Origin of the sequence: Mycobacterium pseudokansasii (genome assembly GCF_900566075.1) — a bacterium.
Taxonomy (GTDB): Bacteria; Actinomycetota; Actinomycetes; order Mycobacteriales; family Mycobacteriaceae; genus Mycobacterium; species Mycobacterium pseudokansasii.
This window is the reverse complement of sequence record NZ_UPHU01000001.1, coordinates 3,951,478-3,966,888: the sequence shown is the minus strand read 5'-3', so window position 1 is coordinate 3,966,888 and position 15,411 is coordinate 3,951,478. Positions and strand designations below refer to the sequence as shown.

At 66.6% G+C, this 15,411-nt stretch carries 13 protein-coding genes; 11 read left to right on the top strand and 2 right to left on the bottom strand.

Annotation, left to right across the window (positions count from 1 at the left end):
* Positions 1–69 precede the first annotated feature (69 nt).
* Genes EET10_RS17955 through EET10_RS17940 form a run of 4 tightly spaced genes read left to right on the top strand, consistent with a single transcriptional unit; the run spans position 70 to position 6,320 of the window.
* The gene (locus EET10_RS17955) at positions 70–1,068 is read left to right on the top strand and encodes an Acg family FMN-binding oxidoreductase (RefSeq protein ID WP_036402807.1); all 999 of its coding nucleotides are present in this window, start codon (positions 70–72) and stop codon (positions 1,066–1,068) included.
* Positions 1,069–1,097: 29 nt separating this feature from the next.
* Complete coding sequence (locus tag EET10_RS17950; protein ID WP_036402464.1) at positions 1,098–2,198, top strand: 3-oxoacyl-ACP synthase III family protein; 1,101 nt, start codon at positions 1,098–1,100, stop codon at positions 2,196–2,198.
* A complete protein-coding gene (locus EET10_RS17945; protein ID WP_099187505.1) occupies positions 2,182–3,075 on the top strand; it encodes a 3-oxoacyl-[acyl-carrier-protein] synthase III C-terminal domain-containing protein in 894 nt (297 codons plus the stop codon). The genes EET10_RS17950 and EET10_RS17945 overlap by 17 nt, the downstream gene beginning before the upstream one ends.
* Before the next feature lie 41 nt (positions 3,076–3,116).
* Positions 3,117–6,320, top strand: coding sequence for an AAA family ATPase (locus EET10_RS17940; protein ID WP_036402468.1), 3,204 nt, complete (start codon positions 3,117–3,119; stop codon positions 6,318–6,320).
* Positions 6,321–6,352: 32 nt separating this feature from the next.
* Here the strand turns inward: EET10_RS17940 and EET10_RS17935 are convergent, their stop codons facing one another.
* Positions 6,353–6,754: a DoxX family protein gene (locus tag EET10_RS17935; protein WP_081260776.1), complete on the bottom strand. Its 402-nt coding sequence runs from the start codon at positions 6,752–6,754 to the stop codon at positions 6,353–6,355.
* Between the two features lie 17 nt (positions 6,755–6,771).
* Positions 6,772–7,677, bottom strand: coding sequence for a haloalkane dehalogenase (locus EET10_RS17930; RefSeq protein ID WP_036402471.1), 906 nt, complete (start codon positions 7,675–7,677; stop codon positions 6,772–6,774).
* A 341-nt stretch (positions 7,678–8,018) separates the two neighbouring features.
* Here EET10_RS17930 and EET10_RS17925 point away from each other — a divergent pair, with 341 nt between their 5' ends.
* The 7 genes from EET10_RS17925 to EET10_RS17895 all read left to right on the top strand — a co-directional run bounded on the left by EET10_RS17925 (position 8,019) and on the right by EET10_RS17895 (position 15,409).
* Positions 8,019–8,453, top strand: a complete 435-nt coding sequence (locus tag EET10_RS17925) for an SRPBCC family protein (protein ID WP_036402474.1) — start codon at positions 8,019–8,021, stop codon at positions 8,451–8,453.
* 57 nt (positions 8,454–8,510) lie between these two features.
* The gene (locus EET10_RS17920; protein WP_036402477.1) at positions 8,511–9,302 is read left to right on the top strand and encodes an SDR family NAD(P)-dependent oxidoreductase; all 792 of its coding nucleotides are present in this window, start codon (positions 8,511–8,513) and stop codon (positions 9,300–9,302) included.
* Positions 9,303–9,322: 20 nt separating this feature from the next.
* On the top strand, positions 9,323–10,507 hold the full coding sequence (locus tag EET10_RS17915; protein WP_036402480.1) for an acyl-CoA dehydrogenase family protein: 1,185 nt from the start codon (positions 9,323–9,325) through the stop codon (positions 10,505–10,507).
* Positions 10,508–10,623: 116 nt separating this feature from the next.
* On the top strand, positions 10,624–11,400 hold the full coding sequence (locus tag EET10_RS17910) for a 3'(2'),5'-bisphosphate nucleotidase CysQ (RefSeq protein ID WP_051490466.1): 777 nt from the start codon (positions 10,624–10,626) through the stop codon (positions 11,398–11,400).
* A gap of 154 nt (positions 11,401–11,554) precedes the next feature.
* Positions 11,555–12,865 carry a hypothetical protein gene (locus EET10_RS17905; RefSeq protein WP_063468251.1) on the top strand — a complete coding sequence of 437 codons (1,311 nt, stop codon included), beginning with the start codon at positions 11,555–11,557 and terminating at the stop codon, positions 12,863–12,865.
* Complete coding sequence (locus EET10_RS17900) at positions 12,859–14,295, top strand: MFS transporter (RefSeq protein ID WP_036402486.1); 1,437 nt, start codon at positions 12,859–12,861, stop codon at positions 14,293–14,295. Before EET10_RS17905 ends, EET10_RS17900 begins: the two co-directional genes overlap by 7 nt.
* Entirely contained in the window at positions 14,204–15,409 is a 1,206-nt protein-coding gene (locus EET10_RS17895) for an aminotransferase class I/II-fold pyridoxal phosphate-dependent enzyme (RefSeq protein WP_081260775.1), read from the top strand. The genes EET10_RS17900 and EET10_RS17895 overlap by 92 nt, the downstream gene beginning before the upstream one ends.
* The last annotated feature ends 2 nt before the right edge of the window (positions 15,410–15,411 follow it).

Genomic DNA, 15,411 nt, shown 5'->3' with positions numbered 1-15,411 from the left:
GGACCAACGGCCCTGTCCGCCCGCGGCGCAAGTTCCTAGCGTTGACCACACAGGCGAAAGGTGATGCTCATGACGGCGGCGACGGGGCCCGATGGACCCGATGCGGTGGTGATCCGCGAAGCGGTGATGTTGGCATGTCATGCCCCGTCGTTGCACAACAGCCAGCCATGGCGATGGATTGCGGAGGGTCCCACGTTGCACCTGTGGGCCGACACCAGCCGGTCGATGCCGGCTACCGACCACACCGGCCGGGAACTGTTGTTGAGCTGCGGCGCGGTGCTGGATCACCTGCGTGTCGCCATGTCGGTGGCCGGCTGGGACACGACCACCGAACGGTTTCCCGATCCTGTCAACCAGGATCACCTCGCAACATTGCGATTTCGTCGCGCCGAAACCGTCACGGCAGAGCAGCAGCGGCGGGCGCAGGCCATCCTGCGACGCCGCACCGACCGATTGCCGTTCGACCCGCCCGGCCGGTGGACCGCGGCGGAGTCCGTGCTGCGCCGCGTGGTCGCGCCCTATCACGTCCACCTGGGCGTGGTGGCCGACGACCAGCGTCCGGCCCTGGCCGAGGCGTCCCGGCTCACCGAGATGCTGCGCCGTTACGACACCACATATCTATCCGAATTACGTTGGTGGACATCGCCGTTCACGGAAGACCCCAGTCACGCGCCGGAAGGCGCGCTGGTGTCCACCGCCGAAGCGGCTCGAGTCGACATCGCGCGGGCGTTTCCACCGGCCGGCGGCGGGCACCGTCGTCCGGGCATCGATCATGACCAGTCCAAAATCGTGGTGTTGTCCACCGACAGCGATGAGCCGTTGGACGTGTTGCGCTGCGGCGAGGCGATGTCGGCCGTGCTGCTCGAGTGCACCATGGCGAGCATGGCCACGTGCACGCTGACGCATATGACCGAAATGACGATGAGCCGCAACATCATCGCCGAGATCACCGGGACCGCGGGCCGGCCGCAGCTACTCATCCGAGTCGGCCGATCACCGGCCAACGACCAGCACGTCGAGCGCACCGCGCGGCGGCCCGTGACCGAAGTACTCGAATTCCGGCGTTGACCTGCGCCGGCGGGAAGGAGGTCCAGCTCATGACGCGGCACTGGCTGGTAATGGAGACGGCGAACGGACCGCAAGCGCCGTTCGTCACCCGGGTCGCCGGCGCCGGCCGGCATCTGCCCGAAACACACCTCACCACAGACGAATTGATGGCGACCACACGTCATCACACCCATATCGACCTAGAACGGCTGACCGGAATACGGGAGCGCCGGGTCTCGGTGGGGGATGAGGATTCCTACTCCCTGGCCACGTCCGCGGCACTGAACGCACTGGCCGCCGCGCGGCAGGACCCGGCGTCGCTGGACGTGGTGATCAACTGCAGCATCACCAAGTTCCGCGGCGGCCTCACCCAATGGCTGGAACCGACCATGAGCAGCGCTGTTGCCCGTGCCATCGGGGCTGCGCGGGCGATGACGTTCGACGTGTCCAATGCGTGCGCCGGAATGCTGACCGGGGTAACGATTCTGAACAACTGGATCCGGCAGGGCGTGGTCGAGCGGGGACTGGTCGTCAGTGGCGAGTACATTTCCCAGCTCAGCCATAACGCCGCGCGCCATATTCGCAACATCATGAGCAAGGAGCTGGCCTCGTTGACCCTCGGCGATGCCGGTGCGGCTCTGCTGCTGGAGCGCGCACCCGTCGGCTCGGCGGGAATCGCCCTGGCCGGGTTCACCACCGTCGCCGACTACAGCCGGCTGTGTCTGGCCTACCCGCGCGGACACGACCCGGGCGCGCGGATGTTCACCAATTCCCGCGCCATCCACCAGGCCGCGATGGAAAACACGCCGCTGCTGTTGCAGGAAGTCCTTGATACGGCCGGCATTTCGATTCACGACATCGACCACGTGATCACCCATCAGACGTCGGCGCGGGCAATCCGCAAGGGCATGGCCCGAATGTCGCAGTCGTTCGGCGACAAGCCCCGCCATGACGCGGTGATCACCGTGGACCGGTACGGCAACACGGCGTCGACCACCCACACGGTGGCCCTGGTCGAGGAACTCGAGGCCGGACACATCGCACCCGGAGAACGGATCGCGCTGATCGCCCTGGCTTCGGGGCTGGAAATAGGAATCGTCTTACTGACCCTGGATGAGGACATGGTGAGCCGGTATGGGCACAGTCATTGACCGAGTCGACCTCACACACCCGGGCCTGCTGCATCGGCACAGCGCGCTGCACCTGGCCGTGGCCGCGGCCAAGGATTGCCTGCAGCGAGCGGGATGCGATCCCGGCGAGCTGGATCTCGTGGTCAACGCGGGGATATATCGCGACCGGAATCTGGGCGAACCCGCGCTGGCAGCGCTGATCCAGGACGACATCGGGGCCAACCCCGAAGACCCGCATGCCGGTGGTCACGGCACGTTCTCCTTCGACATCGCCAACGGCGCCTGCGGTGTGTTGACCGCGCTGCAGATCGTCGACGGTTTTCTGCGGACCCACAGCATCAATCGCGCGCTGATCGTGGCCAGCGACGCCGATCCCGGGCACGGGATGAGCGAGCACTTCCCGTTCTCGGCCGCCGGAGCCGCGTTGTTGTGCGGCTGGACCAACGACGACTACGGTCTGAGCCGCGTCTCGTGGGCGAACCTGGATGACGGGGCAACTGACGAGACATTCCGTGCCACCGTCGGTTTCGCCGACGCCCGTAATGTTCTCCGGTTCAGCGAGTCGGCCGACATCGATGACCAGTTCGCCGCCGCGGCGGCCCAGGCGGTGGCGGCCTGCCTGGCGGCGCATTCCGTGCGGCTGTCGGCCATCGACATGATCGTCGTCGCTCCGGCACGGCAGGGGTTCCGTGCGGCGCTGGGCAACCGGCTCGGGGTGCCGGCCGACCTGATCCGCGTGGCGGACGACGAGCACATGCATACGGCGGCGCTGGCCGCAGCCTTCCAGGGGCAGGTGGAGAGCCTGCCCGCGGGCACCCAGGTGCTGTTCGTCGCCGCGGGTGCCGGCGTGACCGCCGGCGCGGCGCTGTATCGTCAGCCGCCCCGCGTCGTCGGGTGAATATGTAGACCCGGCGTCTCGGGCAGTGCCACGATACCGAGGTGGACGTCAGTCGAACCGTCGCCGCGGACGCGTCCTGCCGATCGTGTGGCAGCGCGGTGGCCGCCACCGCGAAGTTCTGCAGCGAATGCGGTGAGCCACTGATCCGCAGCGCCCGGTCAGCGGAGTACAAGCAAGTCACCGTCTTGTTCGCCGACGTCGTCCGCTCGATGGACATCGCTGCCTTGCTGGGCGCGGAGCGGCTGCGCGAGATCATGGCCGAGGTGTTCACACGCTCGGCGACCGCGGTGCAGCGTTACGGCGGCACGGTCGACAAGTTCACCGGCGACGGCATCATGGCGGTATTCGGGGCGCCGGCTGCACTCGAAGATCACGCGTTGCGAGCCTGTCTGGCGGCGGTGGCCATTCAACGCGAAATCCAGCCGCTTGCCGGCGATATCGAACGCGATGACGGGGTGGCGTTGCGGTTGCGGGTCGGGCTCAATTCGGGCCAGGTGATCGCCGGTGAAATCGGTTCCGGCCCAGCGGGTTACACAGCGATCGGCGAACAGGTGGGGATGGCGCAGCGCATGGAATCCGCCGCCCCTCCCGGCGGTGTGATGATCAGCGAATCGACCGCACGCCTGGTCGAAAATGCCGCTGTCCTGGGTGATTCCGAGCTGGTGCAGATCAAGGGCACCGACGTGCCGGTGCCGGCGCACCGGCTGCTGGCCGTGGGCGACGGGCGCACCCAACGTCGGCGACGGGAGCCGACGCTGGTGGGCCGGACCTGGGAGCTGAGCACCCTGACCGGAATCCTGGACCAGGCCGTCGGCGGCCACGGCTGCGTGGCCGGAGTGGTGGGACCGCCCGGCATCGGCAAGAGCCGGACCGTCGGCGAGGCGACACGGCTGGCGGCTGACCGTGGCGTCGAGATCTTCGCCACCTACTGCGAATCCCACACCCGTGACGTCCCTTTCCACGTGGTGGCCCGGCTACTTCGAGCGGTGTTCGGTACCAGCGACAGCGCAGCCGACGCGGCCCGGGGCGCCGTGCGCGCTCGCGTGCCGGCCGCCAACCCGGAGGACCTGCTGCTGCTCAACGATCTGCTCGGAATCGGCGATCCCGCAACGGCATTGCCTCCCATCCCGCCCGATGCGCGGCGGCGCCGATTGACAGCGCTGCTCAACGCAACCGCGCTGGCCCGCACCCCGCCGGCGGTGTACGTGATCGAGGACGCGCACTGGATCGACGAGGCCAGCGACGGCATGCTGGCCGAATTCGCCACGGTGGTTCCCCAAACCCGCTCGCTGGTCCTGGTGACCTATCGCCCCGAGTATCGAGGGCCGTTGTCGCACCCGCCGGGTGGTCAAAAGATCGCCCTTGCGCCGTTGAACGCAGACCAGACCCGCGCACTTGCCGGCGAGTTGCTGGGCAGCCACCCCTCGGTGGCCGGTCTGAGCCTGCAGATCATCGAGCAAGCGCTCGGGAACCCGTTTTTCGTCGAGGAGATCGTCAGAGACCTGGCCGGGCGGGGCGTGCTCGACGGCGACCGGGGCCGCTACGTCTGCCGGCGGGAATCGGCTGCCATCAGTTTGCCCGGCACCCTGCAGGCCACCATCGCCGCCCGCATCGACCGCCTGCCGGCCACCGCCAAATCGGTGCTGTACGCCGGGGCCGTTATCGGGGCCCGCTTCACCCCAGGCGTGCTCAACACCGTGATGGGCGCCACCGACACCGTGCCGGCTGACCTTTCCGACCTGCTGCAACTCGAACTCATCGACCAGGTGCGGTTCACCCCGGACGTCGAGTACGCGTTTCGGCATCCGCTGGTTCGCGCGGTGGCCTACGAGTCGCAGCTGAAGACCGAGCGCACCGAAATCCACCGCCGGGTAGCCGCCGTCATCGAACAACACGATCCCGGCTCGGCAGACCAGAACGCCGCGCTCATCGCCGAGCACCTGGAAGCGGCCGGAGATCTGGTCGAGGCATTCGACTGGCACCTGCGCGCCGGCGCCTGGTCGCGACACCGTGATCTCGCATCGGCCCGAACCAGCTGGCAGCGCGCGCGAACTGTCGCCGACGGCCTGCCCACCAACGATCCGGCCCGGGTGAGGTTGCAGATCCAGTCGCAAACTCTGTTGTGCGCCACCGCGTTTCTCGCCGCGCGCAATGCCGCCGATACCGGCTTCGAGGAACTGCGCGAACTGTGCACGGCGGCCGGCGACGAGATTTCGCTGGCGATCGGTATGTCCGGGATCATCATGGCGCTCGCGGTCAACGGCCGTGCTCGCGATGCGGCACAGCTGGCCGGCGAGTTCACCGAGCTGGTCGAATCGATCGCAGATCCGACGCTCACCGTCGCTCTGTTCTATGCGGGGTGCTACGCGAAACTGGAGGCCGGCGAGGTCCGGGAGGCGTGGCGCATGGCGCAGCGAGCCGTCGATCAGGCCGCCGGAGATCCGACGAAAGGTAGTCTTATCTTCGGTTCACCGCTGGCAATGGCAACGGGCCTCAAGGGTTTCGTCGGAATCTGCCTGGGAATGCCGGGCTGGCAAGCCAATTGCGACGCGGCCATCGTCATGGCGGCCTCGATCGATCCCACGATCCACGTCATGACCGTCATGTGGAAACACGTCTTGGCAATTCCGTTCGGCGCCTTGGCTGCCGACACGACCGCCTTGGCGGCCACCGCCGAGGCACTACGCATTGCCGAGCAGACCGGCGACGAGCTGGTTCTGGGGTTCGCCCGACTCGCGCACGGCGTGACGCAAATCCATCATGGCGGCGCCCACCGCGACGACGGCCTCGCGCTGCTGGTCAAGGCGCGGCAGTCAGCGGCGAGGCAGCGTTTCGTCAGCTTGGCGATCGCCGTCGTCGACCCCGAGATCGCCAGACACAAAGTGCGGCAGGGAGATCTCGACGGCGCCATCGAACTGGCGCGTTCGGCCGTCGACGACAGCTTCGCCTCCGGTGAGATGATATGGCGCTGGCTGGCCGTCACCGCTATGGTTGAATCCCTGCTTGCTCGTGGCACCGGCGCCGACCTCAAGGAAGCCCAATCCGTGATCGACCGGTTGGCCGCGGTACCCACCGATCCCGGCTTTGTTCTTCACGAACTGCCACTGCTGCGGCTGCGCGGTTTGGTCGCCCTGGCGCACGGCGACGCGGCCCGCCATGACGAATTCATGGCGAGTCTTCGGGCCAGGGCCGCTGCGCTGGGCTTCGAACCTCTGGCTGCCGCAGCCACTTCGGCTCATTCCTGAGGCGCCGGCAGACACGGCCGCCGGTGTGGGAGCTAACTGTTACGGCTGAGTTTGAGTGCGGTGGTGATCATCGGAACCTGCAACGGCAGCCGCGCCAGCGCCATGATCCGCATCGGCCAGGGCTTGTCCCACCACAGCCGGACCATGTTGAGATTGCCCGGAAAGACCGCCACGAACAGCCCCGCGGCCGCCAGCGCGGCCACTCGCCGGGTGCGTCGCGGCAGCAACAGCGCTGCGATGACCAACTCGGCGACACCCGATACGTGGGTGTAGAGCCGCGGGTTTCCGGGCAGTTCGGCGGGGATGATGTCGTCGAAAGGTTTGGGCGCCACGAAGTGGATGGTGCCCACGCCGATCAGGAGCGCGGCGATCCGATACGCCGCGATCTGGTTACGGTCATGCCGTGCACCCGCAGGCTCGGTCACCGATGACATCGAATTGTGCCCGGGGCTCATCGCGTAGCCTGCTGCCAGGAAATGATGCGTTCGGCAAGCTCCGGTCCGCTGTCCTCCTGGATGAAGTGGTTGGCGTTGATTCGGGCATGCGGCTGGCCCGCCGCGCCCGGGATGTGGTTGATCAACGGACGGTCGGCTCGTCCCAGGATCGGGTCGCGTTTTCCGAAGATGGCAAGGAAGGGTTTCTCCCACCGGCCAAGTGCGTCCCAGGCGGCGCGGTTGGCCGCAATGGCGGGGTCGCCGGCCGAGGTCGGTACCAACTGGGGAAAAGCGCGGGCGCCCGCTTGGTACCGCTTGTCGGGGAACGGAGCGTCGTAGCCGGCCCGTACCTCGGCCGGGACCTTGTGTACGGTGCCGGTGTCGACGATGCGGCCGGCGGGCAGCACGGGGGAGTAGCGCGCGAAAGCCCGCCAGATGTAGAACGCGGGCGGGGTGCGCCGCTGCGCGGTGGGAAGGAAGCCGTTAGCCACCACCAGCGCCGCTATCCGGGCGTCCCGTTCCGCGGCGATGCGCAGGCCGATCAGCGATCCCCAGTCTTGTACGAAGAGCGTGACGTCGTGCAGATCGAGATTCTCGAACCACGACGTCACCCATTCCACATGACGCAGGTAGGTGTAATCCTCGATGCGCGTTGGTTTATCGGAGCGGCCGAAGCCGATCAGGTCGGGTGCCAGGACCCGGTTGCCGGCCTCGGTGAGCGGCGGGATCATCGTCCGGTACAGGTAGCTCCAGGTGGGCTCGCCGTGGAGCAGCACGATCGGCGGCCCGTCGGTGGGACCCTCGTCGAGGTAGTGCATGCGCAACGCCTGGGTGTCGGTTGCCACCACATCGACGTAGTGCGGTGCGAACGGGTAGCCGACCAGGTTTTGGAACCGGGCATCCGGTGTTCTCAGGACATCCATCAGTCAGCTCCTTCGGGATGGCACGGCGAGCTAGTCTGCTACGGCAAGCCTGCCATGCCGCCGCGCCGGGGAGGTGGGCCGGCCGGTCCAGCCGGCCCACTGCGACAGCCGAACCGCCCATCCCAAAGCACCGAAACATCGTGCCGCAGTTGGTATCTCACGGTCTACAGCCAAGCCGGCGACGGGATGGCGCCGGCACCGCGGAGCCGACAACTGCTTGGGCGCGGGACGCGACGTTCATCCGACCATGGTGCCGGTGGTTCGCGGCCGCTTGCCGGGCGGAATTTCTGCTGCGTCTAGCATGTGCGGGAGTACGAAGCCGCGGCCAGGCAGGAGATCTCATGGTCGAGATTCACGTGGAGCGGACCATCGCTGCGCCGATGGAAAAGGTCTTCGACTGGCTGGCCGACCCGCACGCGTTGGCCGCCGCCCCGTTGGTGCTCCGGGCCGGTTACACCAAGGACTCGTCCCCGCCGGGTCCGGGCGCGGTGCGTGAAGTGGTGGCGCTCGGCACGTGGTTTCGCGAGCAGATCACGGCCTTTGATCGGCCGCACAGCTACACGTACCTCATCCTGCGCTCATTTCCGCCGTTCAATCACGAGGGGGGCACTCTGACGTTCACTCCCGCGGGCAACGGCACCCATGTCGATTGGCTGACCACCTACACCCATCCGGCCCGAGCCGGCGGCAACCTGCTGGCCGCGATCACCCGCCCGCTGTTGCGCTCCAGCTTCCCGGCGATCCTTGCCGCCTGCGCGACGACGCTCGAAAGCTAGCGGTGCCGAAGAATCGGCTCGCGGTCGTGGGCCACCGAAGTCGGGAGTGGACCGGCCGTGGTCCATGCTGAACGTGCGCGCGCGCGGACGTTCGTCGTGACGGGTGCGGCCTCGGGCATCGGCCGGGCGACCGCGCGTCGCCTGCTGGACGAAGGTGGCTCGGTCGTCGGCGCCGACCTCGTCGCCCCGCACGAGGACCTCGGCCCGCGATTCACGTTCGTGGCGGCCGACGTGACCGACGAAGCCGCCGTCGCCACCGTCACGGATGCCGTGCCCGGCCGCCTGGACGGGGTCGTTCACTGCGCCGGCGTCGCCGGCGGCGGCCCGGTCCACCTGCTGCCCCGGACCGAGTGGGACCGGGTGATCGGGATCAACCTCACCGCGACGTTCCTGGTGGCCAAGGCCGCACTGGCCAGGATGATCGAGCAACCCCGCGTCGACGGCGAGCGTGGCTCGATCGTCACCCTGGCCAGCATCGAAGGTCTGGAAGGCACCGCCGGCGGTAGCTCTTACAACGCCGCCAAGGGTGGTGTCGTGTTGTTGACCAAGAATATTGCGCTCGACTACGGGCCGAGCGGCATCCGCGCCAACGCCATCTGCCCGGGCTTCATCGCCACGTCGATGACCGAAAGCGTCTTCGGTATGCCGGGCATGGAGGGCCCGCAAGCCGCGATCATCGCCGAGCATGCCCTGCGGCGGCTGGGCCGCCCGGAGGAGGTCGCGGCCATGGCCGCCTTTCTGGTGTCGCCGGAAGCATCCTTCGTCACGGGTCAGGCCATTGCCGTCGACGGCGGCTACACGGCCGGACGCGACCATGGCGTTGTCCGGCTTTTCGGCTTTCCCGAGTGAGACGAGTGATAGGAACCCCGATGACGTCGATAGCCGAAGCGAGCGGGCGGGTCGTCGCCTTGGCCCGCGGGATGCGCGATCTGGTGCGGGCCGAGGCCGCCGAGTCCGAGCGGAATCGCACGCTGACCGATCCGATCGTCGATGAGATGTGGGCTACCGGGCTGATGTCGGCGTTCAGTCCCGTCGCCGCCGGCGGGGTCGAGCCGCCGTTGGCCGACACGATCGAGATGTGGATCGAAATGGCTTGGCAGGATGGGTCTTTCGGCTGGATCGGGATTGCGAACCTGCCGTCGCGGTTCGCCGCCGCAACCTACCTGCCCGACGACGGCTTCGCCGAGGTGTTCAGCGCGCACGACAACCATGTCACGATGGGCGGCCAGTTCTTCCCCAACGGCCAGGGGACCGCCGTCGACGGCGGCTACCGGTTGAGCGGATCGTGGAGCTTCGGCTCGGGCATCGGCCATTCGCAGTACATCGCCGCAGGGTTTTTCCCGATGGACAACGGCGAGATGCGCTGGATCAGCGAAGGCATCCCCGACATGCGGGTGGCCGTGGTTCCGCGCGACGACATCCAGTTCAACGACGGATGGTACGTGCAGGGGCTCAAGGGAACCGGGTCTTATGACTACAGTGCCCAGGATGTGTTTGTGCCGCACAGCCGGACCTTTCCGCTGTTCACCCGCGAGCCGTATCGGGGGAGCTCGCCGGCCACTCGCATGGGCCTGATGCCCGTCACCGCCGCCGGTCACGCATCGTGGGCACTCGGAGTCGCCAAGAGCATGCTCGACGACGTCGCCGACCTGGCGGCCACGAAGTACCGGATGAGCGACATGGCGCCATTGGCCAGTCGCCCGACCTTCCAGAAAGGGCTTGCGCACCACGTCGCGGCATGGCGGGCCGCGCGCCTGCTCGTACTCGACGCGTTCACCACCGCCGAAGCCGCGGTCGCCGCCGGTGACGACCTGACCCCGATGTTGCGAGCGGACCTGCGCGCGGCCGCGGTCTACGCCACCGATACGGCACGAAGCTGCGCGGAGTGGGCGCACCTGGTCGCCGGAACGAGCTCGATCCGCGAAGGCAGTCGTCTCGAGCGCGCGTTCCGTGACATGTACACCGGGACTCAGCATGCCTTCATCAGCGAGAAGGTGGCCATCGATTGCGCCCAGGTGTGGCTGGGCATCATCGAGGACCAGTTCGGCCTCTGAAATCCGCTTTGTGTCCGCTTTGCCATCGCGATCCAACTCGCCGGGACGGCGAGCAGCCGATCCGCGGTGCGGTAATTTGGCAAAGATTGCCAACCCACCCGGAAAAGCGGTTCGCCATGGATGACCACGCTCTTGCCGCATGGCTGGCCACCGAGGCCGGGCAGCTCTTGCTCCAAGTTCGGCAGGAATTCGCCGACGCTGCGACGAGCGAGCGAAAAGCGAAGGGGGACAAGCGATCTCATGATTTCTTGATACAAGCACTGGCCATGCGGCGTCCCGCCGATGCGGTGCTGTCCGAGGAGGGCGTCGACGACCCGGCGCGGTTGCGCTCGGCGCGGGTGTGGATCATCGATCCGCTCGACGGTACCCGTGAGTTCTCCGAACTCGGACGTGAGGATTGGGCGGTTCACGTCGCGCTGTGGCAGACCGATGAGCTTGTTGCCGGTGCGGTGGCGCTGCCGGCGCAGGGCGTCACCCTGGCGACACCGCACGTTCAGCCGCCGCCCGCCGCATCCGGCCGACCACGCATCGTGGTGTCGCGCACCCGTGCGCCCGCTATCGCGCTGGCTGTGCGCGACGCGTTGCACGGCACACTGGTCGAAATGGGCTCGGCCGGCGCCAAGGTGGCAGCGGTGGTGCAGGGCTCGGCCGATGTGTACGTTCACGCCGGAGGCCAATACGAATGGGACTCCGCGGCGCCGGTCGCGGTGGCCCGGTCCGCCGGTTTGCATGCCTCCCGTATCGACGGATCCCCCCTGGCGTACAACCGGGCGGATCCGAAGCTCCCGGACCTGGTGGTATGCCGCCGGGAGCTGGCCGACGCCGTATTGGCCGCCACCGGCGTCGCGGGCCGACGGATCAATACCGGCGATACGGAAAGCCGAATTGTGTAAAGCACGAAAGCTGTTGTGCGTCGCCGCCGAATGACTTTCGCGAGCGTCTTCCGCCGATCGGGGGACAGGCGATTCATCCCGGCGCTGACCGCTCAGGCGACAGACATTTCCGCGTCGTGACGTCATTGTTATGCGTAGTCGTTCGCGCTGTCGCTTGGGGCCGCTCGCGATTGACGAGCAGACCCAGCGCCTCACGGATTCCGACAAAGGAGAACACTACATGCCGAGCGACCTTATTCTCGGCTCTGCGGTCACCGGCGCAAAGTTCACTCCGCGTAATCACGCCGCCACGGGAAATTCATTCATCGATCTGGTGTCACGCGGACGGACGATCAAATCCGACACCGGCCAACTCGTCGCCGAGGGCGCCGGGTTATTTGATATCGGGGTTCGCTATTACCATTACCACGCGCGAAATCCTCAAACGCAAGAGCAAAGCACCTCCAACGCGCTGTATGCAGCGGTGAGTCATGAGATCCAGGACCGGTTTCCGGGGATGCTGATCAGCTTCGGCGCCAGCCGCAACGGCGTCGAGGTCAAAGAGGCGATCAAGCGTCACGGCGAATGGGAGCGCATCAGTCAGTCCGCACTACCGCTACACCTGGGCGGCGCCCACTTTGTCACCGGTCAGGCCGCGGTGGAGCTGCAAATAATCCTTGACCTGGAGCGTCGCGGCGTCGATATCGGTATCGCGGCCGCATCGCACCCCGAATTCGGCCGCGCCGTCCGTCACTATGTCCCGTCGAAGAAAGACAACGAGACTGCGCTTGACGTTCACTCCACGACCGGCGGCAGCTCCTACGGAAGCACGTCACCGCATACGCAATTCCAGGTTTATCGGAAGGCGGTCGACGCGCGTCGCCGACTGCACCTGCTACACGAAGTGGAATGGGTTCAGCTGGACCGCAGCTATGCAATGACGCGTTTCGCGGCAGAGCACCCGCTGATCCGCCTCGGCTCCGAAGGCCAGCTCAATATCACATTGCTATTCGGGTTTTCCCCGCGCTTCCCTTTTCCGGATTCTTACGAAGACTTCCGTCGTGCGGTATCGCTGGCCAAGTCCCTTGAATTTGATCTTTCCGGAAAGCGCGTCCGCACCGTAACGGTCTCCGTCGGCGCCGCGGTGCTGCCTCAGCACGCAACCGCGCACATCAAGAACCTGGAGTTCGGCGAACGCAAAGGGCAACTCGCGGGCCCGCTGGAGCGGCTGGCCTGCTACGCGGCTCAAGCCGACAGCAACGTCGACGTGATCCGGTCCGGGATGGAGGACACCCCCTACATCGTCACACCCGACGGCGAGGTCACCTTGACAGACAACCTGGGCCTTGCGCACCAAGTCAAAGCGATGATCGACAGTTGCGGCTCGGGCGTGCTCACCGACCGTGCCGCGGTCAGGTCCCGGATGGGCTTCGGCGAGTTGTCGAAGCTCGTCGAGCCACCGACAGCCGCGCTCGCCGCATGGTGACCACTCGCCACCGTGGTATGGCGGTCGCCGTCTGCACGTTGGCGACCTTCATCGTCAACGTCGACAACACCGCGTATCAGGTCTCATTGACTCAGATCCGCGACAGCCTGCCGGCCACCTTCACGCAGGGCCAGTGGATTCTCAACGGTTACATTCTGACGCTGGCGGCTCTGGAAGTAGTCGCCGGCGCCCTCGGCGACCGATTCAACAAGCGCAGCCTGCTGGTAACCGGACTGGCCATCTACGTCACCGGCTCGATCCTCACGGCGTTGTCTCCCAACGCATTTGCGATGATCGCCGCCCGCGTGCTGGCCGGCATCGGGGCCTCGATTCTGGTGCCGGTCGGTTTGGCCATGGTTCGGGTACTTGCCAGGGACTCACGAGAACTGGCGCGCTTCACCGGCGGGTGGGGGGCAGTGGTGGGCCTCGGGATGGCCACCGGGCCGCTCGCCGGGGGCTTTGTCTCCGGGAACCTGGGGTGGCGAATGCTGCCGTTGGCCACGGCCGTGCTGGCAACGGTGTTCGCGGTGCTGGCGATCGTCTTCCTCCCGTCGACTCCGCCGCAGCATTGCCCGCGACACGACTGGAACGGGATCGTTCTTCTGGGCGTGGCGATGTTCGGCTTGATCGGTTTGCTCATCGCGGTGGGGGAGCCGAGCGATGTCACCCAGTTCGGCCTGCTGATCCTGGTGACGTTCCTCGGCGGATACCTGGTGATCAGGCGGCAGCGGAGCGGCTTGTTCCCGATACCCGAACAGGCCTGCCGGTCGCCGAGGTTCCGCGCGGCGATGTATGTGGCGATCAGCAATTACTTCTGCGTGGGTGGCGCAATCTTTCTGCTGGCCAGCGTATTCTTCCAGGCGCGCCAACACCTGTCGGTGATCGTCGCGGGTGTAAGCCTCGTACCGCTTGCGTTCGGGTACGCGATCGGCGCGCGAATATCACCGATGATCATCGGGCGATGGGGGGTGTTTCGAGCCGTCGTCGCGGCCGGGTTGCTCATGCTCGCCGCGAGTTCGTCCATCGCGGCGCTGATTGCCATGTCGTCCGGCGTCACGACCGTCAGTGTGGTCGCAATGGTGCTTGGCGCCGGAATGGGTATGGCCAACACTCCGACCAATGTTTTGGCCATGTCCGAGCTTCCCGTCGACTATGCCGGCACCAGCGGAGCCTTTGCCTCGGTGGCGCGTCAGTTGGGCCAAGCGATGGGCATTGCCGTCTGCGGGGCGGCGTATTCGCTGTCGGCTGCCGCGCCCGGGCCGGCGAGTTTGCCGTGGATCGCGGTCGTCACCGCCGCCGCGATCATCACGTTGACGGGAATGGTATTCCTGACTCGGCATTCCAGCAGCACTGTCTCAGGAGGTCACCATCACCGGGGCATTTTCGACTCGATCGGCCGGGGACCCGTCGCCAACGCTGGCGCTCAATGACTCGGTAGCCCAACTCCGCAGGTCGGGGGCGGCCGTCATTTCCTTCGGCGCCGGTGCCCCTACCATCCCGCCGCCGGACACGACGTTCGACGCGCTGGCCGCGTTCGACGTCAAGAACGCGTCGGGCTACGGCAGTAGCCGCGGTGAGCCTGCGCTCCTGACGGCGTTAAGTGACTGGTATGCAGCCGAATTCGGCCGTCCGACCACTGCGGCACATCATGTCGTCACCAATGGCGCCAAGCAGGCGATCATGATCGCGCTGCTGGCGCTGTGCGATGTGGGTGACGAAATAGCCATTCCGGCTCCTTACTGGCCGAGTTACCTTGATATCGCCCGCCTTTCGGGCCTGACGACAAGAGTGCTGCCGTACCTGTCCGGGACGCCCGATATCGGCGAGTGGATCGATCATGTAGGCGATCGGACCAAGGTGATCGTGTACTCCAGCCCGTCCAATCCGACCGGGTCGGTATTGCCGGCAACGGACGTCCGGGTCCTCAGCGAATGGGCCAAGGAGACGGGTCGCTGGCTGATAGCCGACGAGATATACCAGTTTCAATACTATGCGGAGGACGGCCCCGCTCCGTCGGTCCTGCGCTTGCCCGAAGAGGAATCCGAACACGTCGTCCATATCTCCAGCGCATCCAAGACATTCGCGCTGATGGGCCATCGGGTTGGCTGGATCACCGCGCACCCCAGCGTGATTGACCGGTGTTCGGCAATCGCGTCGAATATGGCCGGCAATGTGAACACGGCCGGGCAGGCGTTGGTGACCCGCGCCTTGTCAACACCCCGCGACGAGTTGGCGCAGCGATCGGCACAACTCAAACGCCAGCGTGATGTCCTCTGCGCCGCCCTGCGTGATTGCGTCCCGTGGCTGCGCTGGACGACGCCCGACGGTGGCCTGTTCGTATGGTGCGAGCTGGCCGACCACCTTTCCGGTCGTTGGGACGGCGACACCGTGGCGGCCGCCCTGCTGTCGGACCAACACGTTGCCGTCGTGCCGGGGTCAGCCTTCGGCCATCGTGACGCGGTGCGCCTGTCGTTCACCGAGTCGCCCGACAAGATCGTCGAAGGAGTGCAGCGGATCAAGCAGTGGGGCGAAGCTCGGCTCTGATT

Bases quoted from the DNA above. Each gene is read 5' to 3' on its own strand.
- EET10_RS17955 (WP_036402807.1), top strand. From the start codon at position 70: ATGACGGCGGCGACGGGGCCCGATGGACCCGATGCGGTGGTGATCCGC.
- EET10_RS17950 (WP_036402464.1), top strand. From the start codon at position 1,098: ATGACGCGGCACTGGCTGGTAATGGAGACGGCGAACGGACCGCAAGCG.
- EET10_RS17945 (WP_099187505.1), top strand. From the start codon at position 2,182: ATGGGCACAGTCATTGACCGAGTCGACCTCACACACCCGGGCCTGCTG.
- EET10_RS17935 (WP_081260776.1), bottom strand. From the start codon at position 6,754: ATGTCATCGGTGACCGAGCCTGCGGGTGCACGGCATGACCGTAACCAG.
- EET10_RS17930 (WP_036402471.1), bottom strand. From the start codon at position 7,677: ATGGATGTCCTGAGAACACCGGATGCCCGGTTCCAAAACCTGGTCGGC.
- EET10_RS17925 (WP_036402474.1), top strand. From the start codon at position 8,019: ATGGTCGAGATTCACGTGGAGCGGACCATCGCTGCGCCGATGGAAAAG.
- EET10_RS17915 (WP_036402480.1), top strand. From the start codon at position 9,323: ATGACGTCGATAGCCGAAGCGAGCGGGCGGGTCGTCGCCTTGGCCCGC.
- EET10_RS17910 (WP_051490466.1), top strand. From the start codon at position 10,624: ATGGATGACCACGCTCTTGCCGCATGGCTGGCCACCGAGGCCGGGCAG.
- EET10_RS17900 (WP_036402486.1), top strand. From the start codon at position 12,859: ATGGTGACCACTCGCCACCGTGGTATGGCGGTCGCCGTCTGCACGTTG.